The organism is Sphaerisporangium album (assembly GCF_003323745.1).
In the GTDB taxonomy this organism is placed as follows: domain Bacteria; phylum Actinomycetota; class Actinomycetes; order Streptosporangiales; family Streptosporangiaceae; genus Sphaerisporangium; species Sphaerisporangium album.
The window spans coordinates 280734-297419 of sequence record NZ_QOIL01000004.1 but is presented as its reverse complement, the minus strand read 5'-3'; the positions used below and the strand labels follow the sequence as shown (position 1 = coordinate 297419).

Genomic DNA, 16686 nt, shown 5'->3' with positions numbered 1-16686 from the left:
GCGTCGCGCTCGTGTCCTTTCGGGCGGACATCTTCGAGGCCCTACTCGGAGGATGCCTTCTGGCAGGACACGAAGTCGTTCTGTGCATCACCGGGCGGTCCGGCAGGCCTCGCAGGCCGAGTTATTCGAACATGGGCCAGAAGGTCGATGATGTCTTGACGGTCATCCCGCCCGAGATCGATCTGCTCCTTCCCGGCGACGTCACAGGCCTGGTCAGCGCACTGGGCGGATATCAGGTCGATGTCGCCGTGGTGTGCGGACTGTCTTGGCGACTACCACCCCTCGCGCTCCAAACGCCGCGGCTGGGCGTCATCAACGTCCATGCATCGCTACTGCCGAAGTACCGAGGTCCCGCGGCGATTCAATGGGCCATCCGCAACGGGGACGCCGATATAGGCGTGACCGCGCACTGGATGGACGAGCGGATCGACACCGGGAACATCATCGTTCAGCATGGCGGAATAGAGTTGCCGGAGTACGTCACGTTCGAAGAACTCTGGCCGCGGGTGACACCGGTGATCCAGAAGCTGGTGGGCGAGGCGCTCGACCGGGCAGCCGATGGATACATGGGGGTGCCGCAGAACGAGGACGAGGCGACCTACGCACGCATGATGGAGCCGGCCTACTCCTATATCGACTGGTCACAGCCAGCACGCAGGATCCATGACCAGGTTCGAACCTTCCACTACGGCGCGGGAATCCCCGGCCCGTTCGCCAAGCTGGGTGCCGGCTGGGTACGTGTGGCTCGTACCGACCTCAACCCAGGCGCGGGCGTTCGCGTCGAATGCGCGGACGGGCCGCTGTGGATCGTCGAAGCCGAGCCCATCGAGCCGCCGATCTGATCCAGTTCGGACGGCCGGGCCGACGGTGGTCGCGGAGGGCCGCTCCGTCGCCGGTTCCGATGGTCGCTGCAGCACAAAGCCGACATCCTCGCCACGTGCCGACCGCCACGTCCGCGGCGACGGTCCCGTGCGGGCGCGTGTCCGGCACCGCACCCTCGCCCGGCGTCCCCTGCGTGCGCCTTTCTGGGGCGTACAGTGGCCCGGTTGTGGGTGGATCTCGTTGCCAGGGGTTCATCGGACATGTGTGGAACTGCGAAAAAACGACGGATTTACTACCAAATGCCGTGCAGTTGATCTCGGACATCCGGAGGAAATCCTGTCCAGCACCCACCCGAACCGGGGACTCAGGGTGGCGCTCGCAGCGCTTCTCCCCTCTCTGGTTCTCGGGCTAGCCACAAGCCCCGCCACCGCCGAGGCGTCCCCCGCGGACCCGGTCGCGGGCACCGCCCTGGAGGCATTCCGCGCCTCGTCGTATCCCCCCGCCGTCACCCCTCTGCCCGACACCGCGTCCGGCACCCCGCCCCGCACCGCGTCCGGCACCCCGCCCCGCACCGCGTCCGGCACCCCGCCCCGCACCGCGTCCGGCGCCACGTCCCGCACCGGCGCGACGCCCACCGCGGAGACGCCCACCGCGGCGGCGGTCCCGGGGAGCCCCATCGAGACCTACCGCACCGGGCGTCCCGTGGCCCCGGGCGTCCGGCTCGACTCGGTCGACACCCTGGACTCCGGCGGCTGGCAGCGTTCCGACGCGCTCACCGTGGACCTGACCAAGGGCGCCAAGGTCGGCTACCTCGACGGCGGCCGGATCGCCAAGGGGGGCTGGATCTCCCAGATGGCCGAGGCCAAGGGCGCGGTGGCCGCCGTCAACGGCGACTTCTTCGACATCAACAACTCCAACGCCCCCATCGGCCCGGCCATCGCCGACGGCGAGCTGCTCAAGTCCGCGTCCGGGCGCACGATCGCCGCGGGCTTCGACGCCGCGGGCGCCGGTCACGTCCTCGACATCCTCTTCGAGGGCAGCCTGCGCCTGCCCGGCCAGGCCGACCCCCAGCCGCTCGTCCGCCTCAACAGCACCGACCTGCCGAAGAACGGCATCGGCGCGTACACGACCCTCTGGGGCGCCTACCCGCGCACCCGCGCGGTGCAGGACGCCGCCCAGGTGACCGAGGTGCTCGTGTCCGACGGCAAGGTGGTGAGTGTCGCGCCCAAGGCGGGCGAAGGCGAGCTGCCCGCGGGCACCACCGCTCTCGTCGGCCGTGAGGACGGGGCGGCCCGCCTCGCGCGGCTCGTCCCCGGCGACGCCGTCGAGATCGCCTACCGTCCCAGGACCTCGGACGGCTCGCAGCTGACCACCGCGATCGGCGCCAACCACCTGCTCGTGAAGGACGGCGTGGCGCAGCCGATCGACGACACGACCGTGGCCGCGCGCATGGCCCTCGGCTTCACGGCCGACGGCACGAAGATGTTCCTGGTCACCGTGGACGGCACGCGGACGATCCACAGCCGTGGCGCCACGCTGCGCGACATGGCCGATCGGCTCGTCGCGATGGGCGCGAACGTCGGCGTGGAGATCGACGGCGGCGGCTCGGCGACCATGGTCACCCGCAAGCCCGGAGCGGACGGGCTGCGCATCGACAACGAGCCCAACGACGGCGAGGAGCGCGTCGTCTCCAACGGCCTCGGCATCTACCGCCCGCAGGGCAGCGGCAGGGCGCACGGCGTCTGGGTGGAGCCCGCCGCCGACCCGGCCGCCGCGCCGGGCACCGGCCCCGTGGCCGGCGGGCGTCCCGACCGGGTGTTCCTCGGCCTGACCCGCACGCTGACCGCCACCCCGTACGACGAGGTGTACGGGCCGGTGGGCGGGAAGCCGTCCGTGCGCTGGTCGGTGAACCTGGGGACCGTCAAGGACGGCGTGTTCCGCGCGGTCCTGCCGGGCACGGCCACCGTCTCGGCCTCCTCCGGCGGGGCGAAGGGCAGCGCCAAGGTCGAGGTGCTCGGCCGGGCCGTCCGCCTGGAGGCCACCCAGCCGACGCTGAACGTCGCAGACGCGTCCTCCACGACCGGCTTCGGCGTCGTGGGCTACGACCGGTTCGGCAACTCCGCACCGATCGAGCCCGCCGACCTGCGGCTGGAGTACGACCCCACGCTGCTCAAGGTCACCCCGAACCCGACCGGCGGCTTCACGGTCGCGGCCGCGCGCGAGTCCGGCGCGGGCCTGATCACCGTACGGTCCGGCGCGCTCACCACGTCCGTCGCGGTCAGCGTCGGCGTGGAGAAGACGATGCTGTCCACCTTCGACGACGCCGCCCGCTGGACGGCGGGCTCGGCGCGCGGCACGGCCACCGTCACCCCGGTCGCCGAGGGACAGGACGGGCCGGGGCTCAGGCTGGCGTACGACTTCACCCAGTCCACCGCGACCCGCACCGCGTACGCCAACCCGCCGCAGCGGCTCGGGGTGAACACGCGGTCGCAGGCGTTCGGCATCTCGGTGTACGGGCACGCGCAGGGCGAGTGGACGGCCTTCACCGCCGTCGACGCCACCGGCAAGTCGTACTCGATCTACGGACCGTACATCACCTGGGAGGGCTGGCGGGAGGTCGAGATCCCGGTGCCGGCGGGCCTGCCGCAGCCGGTCACCGTCAGCCGGTTCTACACGATCGAGCTGAAGGCCGACCGCCGGTACAAGGCCGAGGTCCTGCTCGACAACCTGTACGTGAAGGCCGCCCCAGCGATCGACCCACCCTCCGCGCCCCGCGTACGCGACCCGCTGATCGTGCCCTCCGTGGTCGGCGAGCCGTGGCGGTTCGCGGTCATGTCGGACGCCCAGTTCGTCGGCCGCGGCCCGGACTCGCCGATCGTGGCCGCCGCGCGCCGGACGATGCGGGAGATCAGGTCCGCCAAGCCGGACTTCATGATCATCGCGGGTGACCTGGTGGACGAGGCGTCCGACGCCGACTTCCAGCTCGCCAAGCGCATCCTGGACGAGGAGATCGGCGACGCGCTGCCGTACTACTACGTGCCCGGCAACCACGAGGTGATGGGCGCCGCGATCGACAACTTCCGGAAGTACTTCGGCGACACCAGCCGGACGTTCGACCACAAGGGCACGCGTTTCGTGACGCTCGACACCTCGCGCGGCACGATCCGTGGCGGCGGCTTCGACCAGCTCGAACGCCTGCGCGCGGCCCTCGACGACGCCGCGTCCGACGACCGGATCAACTCGGTCGTCGTGGTCGAGCACCACCCGCCGCGCGACCCGACCCCGGCCAAGACCAGCCAGCTCGGCGACCGCAAGGAGGCCGCGCTGGTCGAGGACCTGCTCGCCGGCTTCCAGCGCCGGACGGGCAAGGGCGCGGCGTTCATCGGCGGCCACGTGGGCACGTTCGACGCCTCCCGCGTGGACGGCGTCCCGTACCTGGTCAACGGCAACTCGGGCAAGACCCCGTCCACGACTCCGGCCGAGGGCGGCTTCACCGGATGGACGCTGCTCGGCGTCGACCCGGTCAGCCGCCTGGAGCAGGCCGCGGCGCGCCTCCTCCCCTTCGCCGGCGGCCCGACCTGGCTCGGCGCCCAGACCCGCCCCCACGTCGACGCCCTCACCCTGAACGCCCCCGCCGACCTCCCGGCCGGCGCCTCGGCCACGATCACCGCCACCCTCACGCAGGCGGGCCGCGAGATCCCGGCCGCGTACCCGGTGAGCACCCTGTGGACGGCGAGCCCCAACGTGCACATCAAGGGCGCCGGAAAGTCCCGGCCGTCCGACATCGCCGACTTCGACCCCGCGACCGGCGCCCTCACCGCCCGCCGCCCCGGAGTGATCGTCCTGTCCGTCCAGGTCAACGGAACGACTCAGCGGACCCAGATCAGCATCGCCGCGCGCAAGGCGGCCTGACACCCGAGGCCGGGGGGCGGACCTCCGCCCCCCGGCAGCTCACGACGGCTTCCGCGGACCCCCACCCACCGTGGGTCCTACCCGGGCAGCGGACCCGGCGGGCGAGTGCCGACTCGTACTCGGACCACTAGGGCCGGTCCCCCGTGGCGCCCTTGACCCAGATCCGGTACGTGCCGGTTCCGTTGGAGTTCCGGAACGGCACGGTCGTGCGCAGCCGGTACTTCGGGCTCTTGCGCAGCAGCTCGTAGAGCCTGTCGTCGAGGGCCTTCGTCACCGTCCGGTCGAGCACGATGACGTCGAAATACCCGTCGGCGATCGCGGCGCGGAAACCGGCCTCGCCGCTGAGCCGTTCGCCCTCTCGGTTGGTGTACGCGATGGCGTACGTCGAGGTCCACTGCTCCGGCCTGGTTTTTTCGCGCAGATAGTATCGGGCCACGGAGTTCGCCTCCACCAGGTATCTCCCACCCGGCCGCACCTCGGGTCTCAGTGCGGCGACGATCCTGTCGGAATCGGCCCACGCTTGGTACAGCGCCTGCGACTGGGTCATGCCGAGCACCAGGAGCGTGACCCAGACCAGGATGCCCAGCTGGGGATTGCGGAAGTGCGCCCCGACGAGCCGGTTCATGCCGATGCCCGCCATGGGGGCCGCGAACAGCAGGCCGTAACCGATGTGCTTGTGCAACGAGACGCCGGTGTGCAGGTACACCTGGTACGCGGGAGCGAGCAGAGCGGTGCCGCACAGCACGCCGCCGAGGCAGAGCCGCCAGATCCGGCCGGGGACCGCGGCGTCGTTCATTCCCGGCACCTCGCCCATGCGGCCCTGTCGCACGTACAGCACGGTCCCCAGCACGGCGACGGCGAACATCGGACCGCCCCACTCCAGGCAGTCGAGCAGGAGTTCCCTCGGATCCGCGGTCCCCGCGGCGCGCTGGGTCGTGGTGGTACGCAGGGCCAGGAGATGGTCGCCGCCGGCCACGCGCAGGGCTCCGGCGATGACCGCGCCGGTCACGGCGGGCAGCGCCAGGCCGCGGGTCAGCGCCCAGGGGCCGCGACGCGGGAGCGCCGCCATGACGGCCAATATCGTGACGGTCGGGACGTACATCAGCGCGGCGTACTTCACCGCCACCGCGAGGCCCAGAACGGGGGCCCCGGCGACGCAGGCGACCCATCCCCGGAGGTGGGCCGTCCTGACCACGATCCAGGAGGCCAGGGTGAGCAGGCAGATCGCCGGCGCGTCGTAGGTGGCGAAGTTGCCGAGGAAGAGCGTGGACTGAGTGATGGCGAAGGCCGCCGCCGCGCACAGTGCCACGCGCTCGTTGAACAACAACCGGGTCAGGGAGCAGAGCAGCGCGGTGGCCGCCAACATGAACGCCAGGCTGAGCAGGCGGGCTCCCGTGAGACCGAAGATCGAGTCGACCGCGGCGGCGAGCACCGGGTAGAGGGCAGGCGCGCCGGAGAAGTAGGCGGCGAACTGCTCGGGCGCGGCAGGCCCCCCGAGCAGTTGGTCCAGCTCCAGGTGGCCGGCGTAGAGATAGAGCGCCTCGTCCTCGAAGGCGGTGTTGCGCAGGCGCAGTGACAGCGTGGCCTGGAGCACCAGGACGCCGAAGAGGATGCCACGGCTGATCCAGGCACGCCGGCGGCTGGGGGCGGCGGTCCAGGCGGACTCCGGCACCGGAGGAAGGTCGTATCCCTGCTTCGACCTGCCCTGCCCCAGAGACCAGGGCTGGTAGCCCTGACCGGTGACGGCGCGGTCTGCAAGCCACGAGGACAGCGGCCGCCAGGGAAGGGACGCCCCCCAGGTGGGCGGGCCGTCCTCGGGGGAACGTGCCCGCTGGTCTCGCGTGCGAGGGGTACCGGTCGGCCCCTCCATCACGGGTTCCCCACGTCGAAGCCGAACACGCCGTCGGCCGCCCGGCCCCTGAATTCGGCGACCGATCCCGGATCGGTCTCCAGGCGCCAGTCGGCGCGCTTGGTGAAGTTGAACCAGACGAACCCGATGACGTCGGGCGAGGCGGCGACGCCCGCGAAGAGGTCGGCGATGTCCGTGCGCCTTCGCGGCCCCGGCTGGGACGAGGTCTCGGTGATGATGAACGGCTTGCGGGAGAACCTCCGGACCGCCCGCATCGTCGGGCCGTACAGGGTTTTGAACGTATGGGCCCCGGACCTGGTGTAATAGCCCACCATGCCGACCCAGTCGACGTAGGAGGCCCCCGGGTAGTACGGCTTGAGCGGCACGCCGCGCAGCGGGTTGACCACGTTGGGGCTCCACACCCAGATCGCGTTCGTCGCCCCGGCGTGCAGGAACACGTCGTGCACGTGACGCCAGGCGCGCACGAAGTCGGCGGGCTTGTTCTGCTTGGTGCCCCACGGGTACCAGAAGCCGTTCATCTCGTGGCCTATGCTGATCGCCACCGGGATGTTGACCTTCCGTACGTCCGCGGCGAACTTCTCGATGTAGTCGTCCGTCTCGCCGTCCGCGATGGCGGCCAGGGACGGTTTGAAGGGCTCCCACGAGATCATCGGCAGGAGTCCGGCCGCCCAGGCACGGCGAACGCCTTGCGCGTCGTATCCATCGCCCCAGGCGGCGTAGAAGGCCAGCAGGTTCGGGCGCTTGCCGATCCTGGCGGCGAAGGCGTCCACCGGGGCCAGCGATCGCGGGGCGCCCTCGACGGCGACGCCGAGGTACTTCTCCCGTGGTTCGAGCAGCGGGCGCACGTCGTAGGGCACGTCGGCCTGCTCCGACGACGCGTCCAACTGCGGCCGGTTCGGGGTGCCGCCCTGCGGAGGCGGGTTCGAGCATCCGGTGAGGCAGCCGAGCGCCACGACCAGCGCCACGACCACCGGCGGCGCGACGGACCGCCGGCGGGAACGGCCGGCACGATTGAGGTCGATCACGCAGCCTGCCCCTTCCGGGGCTGGACGAGGATGCGCCCCACGATGAGCGCGTAGAACAGCCCCGTCGCCAGCACCAGGGCGAAGTCGGGCGGGTACATGGTGAGCATGCGCCAGATCGCGGCGGCCACCCACACCAGGGCGGTGCCGCCGCCCCACACCGAGATGCCGATCCAGAAGCGCCGGGTCTTGTTCTTCTTCGCGCCCGAGGATCCGGTGGGCTGCCATCCCATCTGGCGGCCGCGCAGGATGTCCCAGATCGCGAAGACGTGCGCCCAGCCGTACATCATCCGGGCCGCCCATGCCTCAAGCCGGTAGGGGCATCGGTGCCAGAGCGGGAAGATCATCGTGGTGTAGATCAGGCCGGGTATCACGAACGTGATGTGCTCGATCTCCAGCTTCTCCGGCATCGTCAGCAGCAGGACGATGGGAATCAGCGGCGCCGCGAACGTGAACACAGCGGTGTGGATGTAGTAGAAGAAGCCGGATATGTAGCACGTGCGCGTCACCGCCCTGAGCTTGATGCCCCAGAATTTCCTGCTGCTCAGCAGGCTCATGGAACCGGCGCACCAGCGGTACTGCTGGTTGTAGAACGCGCCGAGGGTGTCCGGGCATACCCCCGTGGACAGTGCGATCGGGATGTAGCGCAGAGTCCAGCCCAGCCGGCGCAGATCGAAGCCGGTGTGCACGTCCTCGGAATGCTCGATCAGCGTGGTGCCCCCGTTCTGCGCCAACGCGGCGCGCCGGTAGAGGGCACAGCTCCCGACGCAGATCGCACCGTCGTTACGCTGCCGGGAGACCTGGACGCAGCGGTAGAAGAGCTCCTGCACGGCGCCCGCTCCGCGCTCGATCCAGTTCTGAGCGTCGATCACCCGGAAGTACTGCGGCGACTGGACGATGCCGATGCTCGGGTCGTCCTCCATGTACGGGAGCATCTCGTCGAGCAGGTCCATGCGAGGCGCGAAGTCGGCGTCGAGGACGAGGATGTACTCACCATGGGACTGGCTGAAGCCGTAATGGAGGTTGCCCGCCTTCTTGAACCACCCGCGGTTCGGGCGGCTGCCGTAGACGAAGCCGAAGTCGGCGGCCATCGCGGCGAGTTCAGGGCTGTCGGAGTCGTCCAGAACGTAGGGGGTCACCACGCCCGGGTAATGGTCGGCCAGCCGCCGGACGTGCGTCCAAGTGTTGTGGAGCACCTCGATCGGCTCCCCGCACACCGGAAGGAAGACATCGACGCTCGGATACCTCCTGGGACGCCACGACCGGACCAGACGTGCGTGGGTGCGAAGGTCGAAGTCGCGGGTGAACGCGTTGACGCGCAGGGAGACCAGGTAGTAGACGACCGTGAAGAACAGCAGCGGCATGAACGCCCACAGCCAGGGGCTGGACTGCACGAGCCGGTACTGGCTGATCACAAGGCAACCGAAGCTGACGAAAGAGGAGAGCGTCAGCACCCATTGGTGCCGTTTGACGTAGAAATACTTCTCCCGGTCGTCCGGCGGCTGCGGCAGCAGTCCCGGGGGACCGCCCGGCCTCCACTGGTGGCCGGATCCGCGCGTATGCCGGTCATGGTTCTCGACAGGCATACGCCGTGAAGGCTGGGTGCGAGGGTGTCCAGGCCGCGCCGAACGGGCCTTGCCCAAAGCACTCATGCGAGCGACACCTCGAAAGCACCCTCAATGCTCTGGTGCCGCTTGCCGCTCCTGACCACGAAAGTAGCGCCTGAGGTCATACTGTCAGCGCGTGGGCAGGGAGATGTCCCAAAAATTACAAAGACGTCCATTGTGCTCTCCGCATACGGGGTGACAGTGGGGCCAGCGAGGGTGGAGGAATTGCTGGGATTTACGGGTAGATGACGCGCAACTCCACCATCGGGTTGTCATCGTTAGTATCCAAAAAAGGCACATAAGGGACGAAATAGCGCGACAGTCTCGAAACAGCTCACCCTCCGTGAGGATCCTGCGGGACAGGGAGAGTTCCTGCCCCGCAAGTCCGCTCACTCAGCGGAGGAACGACTCCACCGCGTCCGCGGCGCGATCGACGCCGCCGTGCGCCCGCACCGACGCGCGGATCGCGGCCAGCCTCTCGGCCACCTCGGCCGACCCCGCGACCGCCTCGACCGCCGTACGCAGCGTCGCCGCGGTGACCTCCTCGGCGGGCAGGTGCCGTCCGACGCCGAGCTCCTCCAGGATCGCCGCGTTGCCGAACTGGTCCACGGCCTGCGGGATCGCCACGGTCGGCACCCCGAACCACAGCGACTCGGTGCACCCGCCCATCCCCGCGTGGGTGACGAACGCCGAAGCCGCCGCGAGCACGGCCAACTGCGGCACGGTGCGGTGCACCTCGAACCCCGCCGGGATCGGGCCGAGCTCCGCAGGATCGACGTGCCGGCCCACCGCCATCACGACATGCCAGTCCGAACCCGCGAAGGCTTCGAGACACGCCCGGTAGACGTCGAGCCGGTCGGTGTAGGCGGTGCCGAACGACACGAGCAGCACCCGCCCGCTTCCCTCCGGCGGGGTCCAGCTCGCGTCCTCCAGCCGCGCGGGATCGAGGCAGGGCCCCACGAACCTGACGTTCGGCGGCACGCGATCGGCGTTGGGCTGCATCTCGCGCGGGATCAGGGACAGGATGTGCTCGGGGCGCGTCAGCCAGTCCCACGCGTCCCACTGGATGCCGTTCTCGCGCAGCCACGCGTTGTACGCCGCGTGGTAGCCGCGGCCCGACTCCGAGGTCCGGATCGCGTGCAGGGTTTCGGCCATGTCCTCCTCGTAGCCGTCCCACGCCACGAGCGTGGGCGAGAGCTGCACGGCGGGGACGCCGTACCGCGCGGCCAGCACGGGCGCGGGCAGCCCGCCGATGTCGTACAGCAGCAGGTTCGGCCGGTCGTCGTCGTAGCGGTCGACCAGGCGTGGCATCACCGCGATGGCCTCGTCGAGGAAGACCCGCATCGCCGTGGCCGGGTCGTCCGGCCAGGCCTGCTCGCCGAGCGGGAGCAGTGACGGGTGGGAGACGACCTCGGCGCCGGTGGGCTCGACCAGCCCGGCCAGCGGCTCCCCGACCGCGTAGCTCACCCGGTGGCCCCGGGCCACGAGCTCCCTGATGAGGGCCAGCGAGGGGTAGATGTGACTCGGCGCCGTACAGCCGATCATGGCAATGTGTTCGCGCTTACGCATGATGTCCTCGTCGGATTCTCGAGACTCTCGAAGAACGCATTCCGACGGCGCGCAGGAGCGCATCCCGTTCAAGGGAACGACTCAGAAGGGGCCGCCCGACGGCGAGCAGGCCCGGCAGTCGCGCCGCCTCAGGCGGCGCGCATCCGAATCGAGTCGATCATGCCTGGAATCCTAGCCCATCCCGGCGACGGCCCGATCCGCCGGACGAAGGCCAAGCCCAGCTCGCTCGCAGAGTGGCGGCCGATCAAAGGGTCAGAGAAGGACATGGATGACCTTGGCGACGCCTATCGCCCAGACCATTCCGCAGGCGAGGGAGGCGGGTTTCCACAGTATTCCGAGCCTCGGTTCGCCCAGGACGCGCAGCGCCGCGACGACGAGGCCGAGAGCGACGATCCCGCAGGAGACGGCCGGGACGAGGATCTCCTGGGCGGAGGTCCCCCGTGCGATGTACACGAAGCCCAGCCCGCTGACGGCGGAGCTGGCGAGGATCGCCAGTACGGCGATGACGGTCCTGCTGGTGGGGGTCAGCCGTCTGGCAGTCATCATCAAATCCTCATGAATAGGCGGAATGGGCCGCGAGAAGACGGTGATATCGCAACAAATGCCACGATGTGGTGCGAGACAGGGCCAGGAATTGCCTTTCCCGAGAGGGGCCGGAAATGGCGGGCTGTCGCTCATCGCCGCCCGAGCCGAAACGCTCGCCGGACGATCATCTGGCCGACCCTGTGCACGCACCACATCGCCGAAATTCCTCATGACGGCCGAAACATCACCGAAGACGCGCGGCGCCTTCTTCGGTGATCACCGTCGAGGAGCTCCGTCTAGCAGCCGACCGCCCAGCAGACGGCCTGGTAGATCTGGTAGACGTGACCACCCGCCGCGATTTCGACGGGCTTGCGCACGTACCAGGGAACGGTCTTCCACCACTTCCTGAAAACGGTGTACCCCTGCCTGGCCTTGGACGCGGCCTTCTTCGACCAGCTTCCGGACTTCGTGAGCGCCTTCCAGATCACGCTGAACCTGCTCGCCTGGGATCCGGCCGCGGAGGCCGGGGCCGAGTGGGAGTCCCCGGCGGCGCCGGGGTACGAGATCGGCAGCCGCGCCCCCGCGTCGGCCACCTGGACGTACCCCGCCGCCCGCTGGACGGGCTCGGCGGTGCGGGCGCCGGCCGCCGTCGCCCCCGATCCGACGAGCATCGCCGTCAGCGCCGCGCCGGCGAGAAAACGGTTCCAGTTCTTCATGAGCATGTCCTCTCTCTCGTTTTGTGTGTGGAACTGCGAACGATGTCAGCGGCACTTGATGTCGGTGATCCGGGCGATCTGCCCGTCGCGCACGCGGTGCCAGCCCGGGCCGTAGGTGCGGATCCAGGCCTTCTTGACCTTGCATCCCGGGCCGACCCAGAATCCGTCGACGTCACGGACCCCGACGTCCCGGCCGTCCTGCCCCGGCCTGAGCGAGAACTGCGTGCCGGGGCTGTTCCGGCTCCCCCAGTCGTCCGTGATCAACAGGCGGTACCGGTCGTCACGGTTGTAGACGCGGCCGCAGAGTGGCTCGGTGCACTTCCTGCCGGCGGCGACGCGGCCGCCGCTCGCGTCGCTCTGCACGGCCGTGTGGCCCCGCGTGGTCGACGGGCTCGCCACGCCGGCGGCCATCGCCGGCGTCGCGGGCGCGACCAGTCCCAGGAAGGCGACGGTCACGCAGATCCAGGGCCGGCTTGCCTTGTTCACATTGTCCTCCAGTGCGTGAGAGTGCTTGCGATTGTTCGGACGTGTGCTTGTCTCCGTTTTTTTCGGCCAGTCAACTCCGCTTGTTTCGGACGCGAATTACGAGGAGCGCCGGAGTTTGTCACTCTTCCATCGACCGGCTTGTCGCCGTTGCCGTATGTCTACCGTTCAGACGTTGTTCAGGTTCGTCGGCTGGATACTGAACAACAACTGGTGAACAATTCCGTTTCTCGGCGACTGCCGATTTCGCATTCCAGGAGACCCGCGGCCCGGCGGTTCCGCACATGGCGAGCGACCGGGCGAGCGTGATTTCGGCTGCGGCTTCTCGCCGGGAGACATCGATGAGCGGCGAGGTCGAAATGGGGGGGGACGTGCCCAGACCAGAACGACCGTTGGGGCCCGGCGATGACGTCGTGCTGGAGTTCGCGGCCGACCTGCGGCGGTTACGGGAGAAGGCGGGTTCTCCGACGTACCGCGATCTGGCGCGACAGGCGCACTACTCCGCCGCGGCGCTCTCCGAGGCCGCCGGCGGGCGGAGACTTCCCAGCCTGGCGGTGGCCCTCGCCTACGTACGGGCGTGCGGCGGGGACACGGCCGAGTGGGAGCGGCGGTGGCACGAGGTCTCCGCGGAGCTGGCCCACGAGGACGCGCCCGCGGCGGAGACGGATGAGACGCCGGGTCGGGGCCGGTCGCCTTACGCCGGTCTGGCCGCGTTCGAACTGGACGACGCCGAGCGGTTCTTCGGCCGGGAACATCTGGTCGACGAGTTGCTCACGCGGGTGTCCCAGCGGCGGTTCCTCGCGGTGTTCGGTCCCTCCGGGGCGGGGAAGTCCTCGGTGCTGCGCGCCGGCCTGGTCGCGAAGATCCGGTCGAACGGGCTGGGGACCGGAGAGGAAGCGCTGACGGTCCTGTTCACGCCGGGGCCGCGTCCGCTGGAGGAGTGCGCGATCCGGCTCGCCGCGATGACGGGCCGGACGGCGGGACGGGTGCACGCCGATCTGGTGGCCGATCCGCGCAACCTTCACCTCGGCATCCGCGAGGTGCTGGCCGACCGGGACGCCGATGGCGACCTGGTGCTGGTGGTCGACCAGTTCGAGGAGGTCTTCACCCTCTGTCAGGACCAACGCGAGCGAGCACAGTTCGTCACGGCGCTGGTGACGGCCGCGCAGGCGGCGAACAGCAGGACGCGGGTGGTGCTCGGGGTACGAGCCGATTTCTACAGCCACTGTTCGGACCACCCCGACCTGGCCGCCGCGTTGAGCGACGCGCAGGTCCTGGTCGGGCCGATGACCGCCGACGAGCTGCGCCGGGCCATCACGCAGCCCGCGATCGGCGCGAACTGCACCGTGGAGAGTTCGCTGCTGACGGAGATCGTGGCCGACGCCGTCGGCCGGTCCGGCGCGTTGCCGCTGGTCTCGCATGCTTTGCTGGAGACCTGGCGACGACGGCGGGGAAACGCCCTCACCCTGGCGGGATATCAGTCGGCGGGCGGGATCCGGGGCGCGCTCGCGCAGACCGCCGAGACCATCTACACCACTCTCACGCGACCGCAGCAAACCCAGGCGCGCGGTCTCTTCCTCCGCCTGACCGCCCTGGGTGAGGGCACCGAGGACACCAAACGCCGCATCGGCCGCACCGAACTGGACGCCGGCGATCCCGACCTCGACGCCGTCCTCGACAGGCTGGCCAGGGCCCGGCTCGTCACGGTGGGCGACGACACCGTGGAGATCGCGCACGAGGCGCTGATCGGAGCCTGGCCTCGCCTGCGCACCTGGCTCACCGGTGACCGGGAAGACCTCCGGACGCACCGGCAGCTCACCGAGGCCACGCACGCCTGGGCGGCGCTGGACCACGACCCCGGGACGTTGTACCGGGGGGCGCGTCTGACGCTGGCCCGGGAATGGGCGGGCCGGGACGGACACCGCGACCAGCTCAACACCGCCGAACGGGCCTTCCTGGACGCCGGCGTCGCCGCCGAGGCGGCCGAGCAGCAGACCCGGGCCCGTCGTCATCGCCAACTGCGGTACCTGACCGCCAGCCTGGCGATCCTGCTGCTCATCACCACCACCATCGGGGTGCTCGCGGTCCAGCAGAGCCGGGAGGCGGTGCGGGCGGGGCAGGTCGCGCTCTCCCGTCAACTCGCGGCGCAGGCGCTCACGCTGATCGACTCCCGCCCCGGCACCGCGATGTTGCTGAGCGTGGAGGCCTATCGCATCGCGCCCACGGCCGAGGCCCGCAGCGCCTTGCTGAGCATGTCCTCGCGCCAGGCGTACCAGACGGAGCTGACCGGCCACACCGACGCGATCTCCGACGTCGCCTTCAGCCCGGACCAGCGCACGATGGTCACCGCCGGTAAAGACCAGACCGTGATGCTGTGGGACGTGCGGCGTCGTACCCGTCTGGCCACGCTCACCGGCCACGCGACCTGGCTGAGAGCAGCGAGCCTCAGCCCGGACGGCAGGACGCTGGCCACCGGAGGGGACGACCGGAAGCTCGTCCTCTGGGACGTGGCACGGCGCACGCCCGTGGCCACCCTCACCGGCCACACCGGGCCGGTCAAAGACTTCGCCTTCGTCCCGGACGGGAGCGTCCTCGCCTCCGCCGGCGCCGACCGGACCGTGATCCTCTGGGACGTGGCACGGCGCACGCGCCTGGCGACCCTCACCGGCCACACCGGCTTCGTGCAGGCGCTGGCGTTCAGCCCCGACGGGCGTACCCTCGCCACCGCCGGCGCCGACGCCACGGCGAAACTGTGGGACCGGGCCACGGGCAGGACGCTGGCCACCCTGGCCGGCCACACCCGATCGGTCGACGACGTCGCGTTCAGCCCGGACGGCCGCACCCTCGCCACCGCGAGCCCCGACCAGACCGTCATCCTCTGGGACGTGGCACGGCGCACCCGCCTGGCGACCCTCACGGGCCACACCGGAGAGGTCAGAACGGTCGCGTTCAGCCCCGACGGACGAACGCTGGCCTCCGCCGGCCATGACCGGACGGTCGTCCTCTGGGACGTGGCACGGCGCACCCGCCTGGCCACCCTGACCGGCCACACCGACAACATCTACACGGTGGCCTTCCATCCACGCGCACCCATGCTCGCCTCCGCGGGAGAGGACGGGAGGGTCATCTTCTGGGACCCCACGCGCCTGTCGCTCGCCGGCCACACCGACTGGGTCAACGACGTCGCCTTCAGCCGCGACGGGCGCACTCTGGCCACAGGCGGCGCGGACGGGACGGTCATCCTGTGGGACGCCGAACGGCGGACCCGGCTCACCACGCTCACCGGCCGCCCGGCCGGGCCCGTCAACGCCGTGGCGTTCAGCCCCGACGGCCGCACCCTCGCGTCCGCCGCCGGCACGCCCCAGCACCAGGTGGGCACCCCCGACTACGCCCTCACCCTCTGGGACCCCACCGGCCGGACATCACCCGTCAAGCTCACCGGGCACAGCGATTACCTGCGCGATGTCGCCTTCAGCCCGGACGGGCGCCTCCTGGCCACCGCCGGCAACGACCGCACGGTGATCCTTTGGGACGTCGATCGCCGGACCCGCCTGGCCACCCTCCCCCACGCCTACGGGCTCGACAACGTCGCGTTCAGCCCGGACGGACGCGTCCTGGCCGTCACCGGCCATGACAACAGCGTGGCGTTGTGGGACGTGGCCCACCGCACCCGCCTGCCCGGCGGCCTCACCCACGGCACGACGCTGTCCAAGGGCACCTTCAGCCCGGACGGCCGTGCCATCGCCGCCGCCGGCAACGATCAGTCCGTCATCGTCTGGGACGTCGCGCGCCGGTCCCGCCTGGCCACGCTGACCGACCAGGCGGGACCGGTGAAGACCCTGGCGTTCAGCCCCGACGGACGCGTCCTCGCCACCGCGGGTAGCGGCCGGACGATCACGCTGTGGGATCGAGCCACCGGCGCCGAGATCGCGACCCTGACCGGCCACACCGGGCCCATCCGGTCGATCGCGTTCAGCCCGGACGGCCGCGCCCTCGCCTCGGCGGGCGAGGACCAGACCGTCATCCTGTGGAACACCGACACGCGGCGGACGGCGGCGCACATCTGCGCCGTCCTCGCCCGCGACCTCACCAAGGACGAATGGCGTCAATTCCTCCCGGACACCCCCTACCGCGCGACGTGCGCCGGCGCCTGACTTCTG

10 protein-coding genes are annotated in these 16686 nt (G+C 70.4%); 3 read left to right on the top strand and 7 right to left on the bottom strand.

The genetic code is table 11. From position 1 onward, the window contains the following. Nucleotides 1-131 precede the first annotated feature (131 nt). Together DQ384_RS09000 and DQ384_RS08995 are read left to right on the top strand one after the other, a co-directional pair. Nucleotides 132-842, top strand: a complete 711-nt coding sequence (locus DQ384_RS09000) for a methionyl-tRNA formyltransferase (protein WP_114028460.1) — start codon at nucleotides 132-134, stop codon at nucleotides 840-842. Between the two features lie 349 nt (nucleotides 843-1191). Next, nucleotides 1192-4734, top strand: a complete 3543-nt coding sequence (locus tag DQ384_RS08995; RefSeq protein ID WP_220182853.1) for a phosphodiester glycosidase family protein — start codon at nucleotides 1192-1194, stop codon at nucleotides 4732-4734. A gap of 127 nt (nucleotides 4735-4861) precedes the next feature. Here the strand turns inward: DQ384_RS08995 and DQ384_RS08990 are convergent, their stop codons facing one another. The 7 genes from DQ384_RS08990 to DQ384_RS08960 all read right to left on the bottom strand — a co-directional run bounded on the left by DQ384_RS08990 (nucleotide 4862) and on the right by DQ384_RS08960 (nucleotide 12529). Beyond that, nucleotides 4862-6604 (bottom strand): ArnT family glycosyltransferase, encoded by a 1743-nt coding sequence (locus DQ384_RS08990; protein ID WP_114028247.1) that lies wholly within the window; start codon nucleotides 6602-6604, stop codon nucleotides 4862-4864. Beyond that, nucleotides 6604-7629, bottom strand: a complete 1026-nt coding sequence (locus DQ384_RS08985; RefSeq protein ID WP_245966326.1) for a glycoside hydrolase family 26 protein — start codon at nucleotides 7627-7629, stop codon at nucleotides 6604-6606. Before DQ384_RS08985 ends, DQ384_RS08990 begins: the two co-directional genes overlap by 1 nt. Further along, complete coding sequence (locus DQ384_RS08980; RefSeq protein WP_181871108.1) at nucleotides 7626-9212, bottom strand: glycosyltransferase family 2 protein; 1587 nt, start codon at nucleotides 9210-9212, stop codon at nucleotides 7626-7628. Before DQ384_RS08980 ends, DQ384_RS08985 begins: the two co-directional genes overlap by 4 nt. A gap of 414 nt (nucleotides 9213-9626) precedes the next feature. Next, entirely contained in the window at nucleotides 9627-10802 is a 1176-nt protein-coding gene (locus DQ384_RS08975) for a macrolide family glycosyltransferase (protein WP_220182852.1), read from the bottom strand. Between the two features lie 252 nt (nucleotides 10803-11054). Next, nucleotides 11055-11345 carry a hypothetical protein gene (locus DQ384_RS08970; RefSeq protein WP_147268710.1) on the bottom strand — a complete coding sequence of 97 codons (291 nt, stop codon included), beginning with the start codon at nucleotides 11343-11345 and terminating at the stop codon, nucleotides 11055-11057. Between the two features lie 278 nt (nucleotides 11346-11623). Further along, nucleotides 11624-12043: a hypothetical protein gene (locus DQ384_RS08965; protein WP_147268709.1), complete on the bottom strand. Its 420-nt coding sequence runs from the start codon at nucleotides 12041-12043 to the stop codon at nucleotides 11624-11626. Between the two features lie 45 nt (nucleotides 12044-12088). Then, nucleotides 12089-12529 carry a hypothetical protein gene (locus tag DQ384_RS08960; protein ID WP_147268708.1) on the bottom strand — a complete coding sequence of 147 codons (441 nt, stop codon included), beginning with the start codon at nucleotides 12527-12529 and terminating at the stop codon, nucleotides 12089-12091. A 338-nt stretch (nucleotides 12530-12867) separates the two neighbouring features. On the opposite strand from DQ384_RS08960, the gene DQ384_RS08955 reads away from it, so the two are divergent. After that, on the top strand, nucleotides 12868-16680 hold the full coding sequence (locus DQ384_RS08955) for an nSTAND1 domain-containing NTPase (RefSeq protein ID WP_220182851.1): 3813 nt from the start codon (nucleotides 12868-12870) through the stop codon (nucleotides 16678-16680). Nucleotides 16681-16686 lie beyond the last annotated feature (6 nt).